Raw genomic sequence first — 4,397 nt, forward strand, 5'->3', positions numbered from 1 at the left:
CGGTCATTTATGAAGTGGAATCCGGCGGCCGTATCAACGGTCTTTTTATTTGGCCCCATGAAGGCCAAACGCGGCTGGCGGGGATTTTGGGCCACGCCGAGACGGGCAGTCTCTCCATCCTCAGCGCACCGGTTGATCAGGCCTATCCGGCCCTGACGCCTGAATGTCCGCAAGCCCACTGGTTTGAGAGAGAAATTTTTGAACAGTGGGGGATCCGTCCGGAGGGGCATCCCTGGCTCAAGCCGATCCGCTTTCACGGTTCATATCGCCCGGGTCCGGTGGCTGGGGGGAAAGAAAAGGACCAACCGATATTGCCGGGGGTGACCGATTTTTTTCAGGTCTCAGGGGAAGAGGTCCACGAGGTGGCCGTGGGACCGGTCCATGCCGGGATCATTGAACCGGGACACTTCCGTTTTCAATGCCATGGGGAAAAGGTGTTACACCTGGAAATCGCTTTGGGATTCCAGCACCGGGGCGTGGAAAAGGCCCTGGTAGGCGGACCGGACAAACGTACTATCCACTATATGGAAACACTGGCCGGAGACACCACCGTCGGTCACACCACCGCCTATGCCCAGGCCCTGGAGTCCCTTTCTGACTGCCACCCGACGGCTCGGGCCCAGGCCCTACGAGGAATCGCCCTGGAGCTGGAACGGGTGGCCAATCACATCGGCGACCTGGGTGCCGTTGCCGGAGATATCGGCTACCTGCCCACGGCTTCTTTTTGCGGGCGTATTCGGGGAGATTTCCTGAATATGACCGCCCTGGTTTGCGGAAACCGCTTCGGAAGAGGCTGGGTAAGACCTGGCTGGGTGGGGTTTGACCTGGACGCGGACAGGGCCTCCACGCTGGCGGGCAGGGTCAAAAAGGGGCTGCGACAGGTGACCGATGCTTTCTTACTGCTGCAGAATACTCCTTCAGTACGGGCCCGCCTGGAAGATACGGGCACTCTGCTCAAAGGGACCGCCAGGGATCTGGGGCTGGTGGGAGTCGCGGCCAGGGCCTGTGGGCTTAAGCGCGATGTGCGCTTCGAATTCCCCTCCGGGATCTACACCGTAAGCCATATTCCTCTTTCCACCTGGGAAAGGGGAGATGTCTTCGCCAGGGTTTATGTCCGCTGGCTGGAAATACAGAAATCCTGCGATTTTATTTTAGACCAACTCCAGGCCTTGCCCGGGGGAATCTCCATGAAGGAATCAGGCGCTTTAACCGCCTCAAAAATGGTCGTCTCGCTGGTGGAAGGCTGGCGCGGAGAGATTTGCCATGTGGCCATAACGGACAAAAAGGGCCGGTTTGTCCGCTACAAGATAATTGACCCTTCCTTTCACAATTGGATGGGACTGGCCCTGGCACTCAGGAATCAGCAGATATCCGATTTCCCGCTGTGCAACAAAAGCTTCAACCTCTCTTATTGCGGTCACGATCTTTAAGGAGTTGACAGATGTTTAAGGCATTGGCAACGCGGATAAAACAAGGACAACGGACCATCCTTTTCCCGCCTCAGGGAACAGGGCTTTCCGACCGGTACCTGGGACGCCCGGAAATTGATTCCTCTAAATGTCTCCCCGGCTGTCAGACCTGTGAAGAGGTCTGTCCGACCAAGGCTTTGTCGATTACCCCGGAGGGACCGCATCTCGACCTGGGCCGCTGTCTTTTTTGCGGGGAATGCCTAAAGGCCTGCCCTGCGGGTGTCATTGATTTTGGCCAGGATTACCGGCTCTCCGTTCGCCAGCGAAAAGATTTGATCATTTCGGGGGGGAAATTTTTATTGGCCGCTTCACTCGAAGACAGCCTCAGACGTCTCCTGGGGCGATCTTTGAAACTACGCCAGGTTTCCGCCGGAGGGTGCAATGCCTGCGAGGCCGATGTCAATGTCCTGGGAACCATCACCTATGATATGGGCCGGTTTGGAATTGAATTTGTCGCCTCTCCCCGCCATGCCGACGGGCTGCTGATCACCGGACCGGTGACCCAAAACATGGCCAAGGCCCTCCAAAAAACCTATGAAGCGGTTCCCTCTCCCAAGATCGTCATTGCCTCCGGGGCCTGCGCCATATCCGGTGGCCCTTATGCGGACCATTCGGAGGTGCAAAACGGGTGCTCCGCTACCGTTCCGGTAGATCTGTATATTCCGGGATGCCCCCCCCATCCTCTGACCATACTTGACGGCCTGTTGCGCCTTCTTAATCGGCTTCCATCGTCCTCCCAGGAGCAGCCACAGAACAGCCGGGACAGCGCGAAAGACCGCGCTGATCCTTAGAGCCAAGGGGCAGGCGAAATAAATTTTACGACCTTTTTCTAAGGGTAATCTTCTGTCCCTTGATAGGCAAACAAAAAGAATTAAACAAAAGAACCCAAACGTTGCAAAAGACAAGCACGCCGCAGATTCGAGACGTCAAGAACGAAGGAGTACTTGAACTACTGTGCGCCCTTGTCAACAATGGTGTGTGGCATCACAGTCGAGTAAAGTACATAAACCGAGGCTACTATCGAACCTTTGATGCAGGGATCTAATTGAGACCCTGGGGCAGGTTATTTCAAGACCGCTCATTCGGCTATCACCAGGAAGATTGTCTTCTAAAAAAGAAAGTTTTATCTTGTGTTGCATGGTGGTCTTCTCAACTGCAATCAGGAAATTTTTTCTCTGTGATCTCCTCTTGCTCGAGCGCCTTGCGGAAGCAGGAGAGAGATGAGTTCCTATTTTCGCATCGCCTTGATTTCCTCCACTGAGTGCCAGAGTTCCTGTCCCGGGATGTAGGCAACATTTTTCATGGTATAAAAGGAATATTTGGGGTCTTTATAGGTGATCCCAAAATAGATCCCGCAGTTGGCCATGTGGTCAAAGGGACGGATATAGAGAGGACCTCGGAACGAATCCCATTGAATCCCCTCCAGGGCGGCAATCACATTTTCGGTTTCAAGCGACTTAGCCTTTTCAACGGCTTTTTTTAAAACCATCAGACCATCATAGACGGTAATAGCCCAGGATGAGGGATACTCTCCGGTCCTTGCCCTGTACTTCTTCACGAAGGCCTTCATCTGGGGGTTGTTGAGGGCATAAAAAGGGGCACGGTCAAACCCGTAGAGATTAGGCATCATATCCTCACCCAATCCTTTAAAAAGGTCATAATCAAAAAGACCTATTAAACGTACACCAGGAAACAGCCCCATGGCCCGGCCTTTCCGGATAAACCCGGCCAGATCGCCACTCCACAAGACGGAGTAAATCACCTCGGGTTTATTGGAGATCAACATATTGATATAAGGACCGTAATCCTGTTCCCCCCATTTAGTCCAGAGTTCTTTGATCACCTGGGCTGAGGGACTGAGTTCGGACAACCGTTTTTTAAAGGCGGCGGCTTGGCTTTGTCCGTATTCAATATCCGGACCGATGATGGCGATTTTTCTATAGGCTTTCCTGGAAAGAAAGGCGGCCACCGCCCTGCCCTCCATATAGGTATTGGGGATAACCTGAAACAAATAACGGTGGCCGTGTTCGGTCGTTATCTTTTCATTGTTGGCGGCGTGAAAAAATATCAACTTTTTATTTTCCCGGCACACCTGGGAAACGGCCTGGGCGACAGAGGGGCTGGTAGGGCCGATTAGAAAATCAACCTTATCTTTCCAGATCAAATCCCTGGCCAAAGCCGACCCCAATTCGGGGTTCAACTGGGAATCGCGAAGAAGCAGCCCCACCTTGCGGCCCAGAAGTCCTCCGGAGGAATTGATCTCTTCCAGGCCTATTTCCAAGGCCTGTTTCTGCGACAGGGCAATCAGGAAACCCGATCCGGTTACATCGGCCACAAATCCAAATTTGACAATCTTTTTATCTGCCAGGGATAGGTCGGGAAAAAGAATCAATGAAATAAAAAAAAGACAAAAGAAAATTCCATTAACAATCTTCATGAAGTAAAAAAACATACTGGGTCCTTTCCCCAAATTGCCAAATCTGAGATATTGCCTAACTTAGAAGGAGACTTACAAATTCGAATATTGGGACTATCTGATAAAATTGGTCAACCGTCTCGGCTGGCGTCAAATAATTTCTTGCCGGGCAAGGTGCCTCCCCTATTTTAGTAAATGCTCTTTGGCCAGAGCCCATAGAATTTGTTGTTTTTTCAGATTAAGAATCGTATATAGTATTTACCTTATTTGGCGCCAAAATACAAATGAGAGATTTCAGGAGGCCAATGTCTTTCTCCCGGCTGCTGACTCCTGAATACTGTCGAGGTGACTCAGTGGAGGGGTTATACTGGTTCTTTCCCGTTTCAGGAGTAAAGACTTATTTTTTTGTTCCGCCTTTAGTGGCTTTAGTGGTCTCTTTTTTTACTTCCATGGGAGGTGTTTCCGGGGCCTTTCTGCTCTTGCCTTTTCAAGTCAGTTTTTTAAATTTTACC

At 51.8% G+C, this 4,397-nt stretch carries 3 protein-coding genes and 2 pseudogenes; 4 read left to right on the forward strand and 1 reads right to left on the reverse strand.

Annotation, left to right across the window (positions count from 1 at the left end; genetic code table 11):
- Nucleotides 1-14: 14 nt before the first annotated feature.
- The 3 genes and pseudogenes from ACYC56_RS12505 to nuoB all read left to right on the forward strand — a co-directional run.
- Nucleotides 15-242 (forward strand): annotated as a pseudogene (locus ACYC56_RS12505) (NADH-quinone oxidoreductase subunit C); the annotation flags it as partial.
- 36 nt (nt 243-278) lie between these two features.
- Nucleotides 279-1,430, forward strand: a complete 1,152-nt coding sequence (locus tag ACYC56_RS12510) for a hydrogenase large subunit (protein ID WP_461374512.1) — start codon at nt 279-281, stop codon at nt 1,428-1,430.
- Between the two features lie 11 nt (nt 1,431-1,441).
- Complete coding sequence (gene nuoB, locus ACYC56_RS12515) at nt 1,442-2,260, forward strand: NADH-quinone oxidoreductase subunit NuoB (protein WP_461374510.1); 819 nt, start codon at nt 1,442-1,444, stop codon at nt 2,258-2,260.
- Nucleotides 2,261-2,697: 437 nt separating this feature from the next.
- Here the strand turns inward: nuoB and ACYC56_RS12520 are convergent, their stop codons facing one another.
- The gene (locus tag ACYC56_RS12520) at nt 2,698-3,921 is read right to left on the reverse strand and encodes an ABC transporter substrate-binding protein (protein WP_461374511.1); all 1,224 of its coding nucleotides are present in this window, start codon (nt 3,919-3,921) and stop codon (nt 2,698-2,700) included.
- Between the two features lie 269 nt (nt 3,922-4,190).
- Here ACYC56_RS12520 and ACYC56_RS12525 point away from each other — a divergent pair.
- Nucleotides 4,191-4,397: pseudogene (locus tag ACYC56_RS12525) on the forward strand (hypothetical protein); the annotation flags it as partial.

It is taken from the genome of Candidatus Aquicultor sp. (genome assembly GCF_054640775.1).

What these genes read in the sequence shown, in the direction of transcription:
- ACYC56_RS12520 (WP_461374511.1), bottom strand. Translation starts at nt 3,921, where the DNA reads ATGTTTTTTTACTTCATGAAGATTGTTAATGGAATTTTCTTTTGTCTT.
- nuoB (WP_461374510.1), top strand. Translation starts at nt 1,442, where the DNA reads ATGTTTAAGGCATTGGCAACGCGGATAAAACAAGGACAACGGACCATC.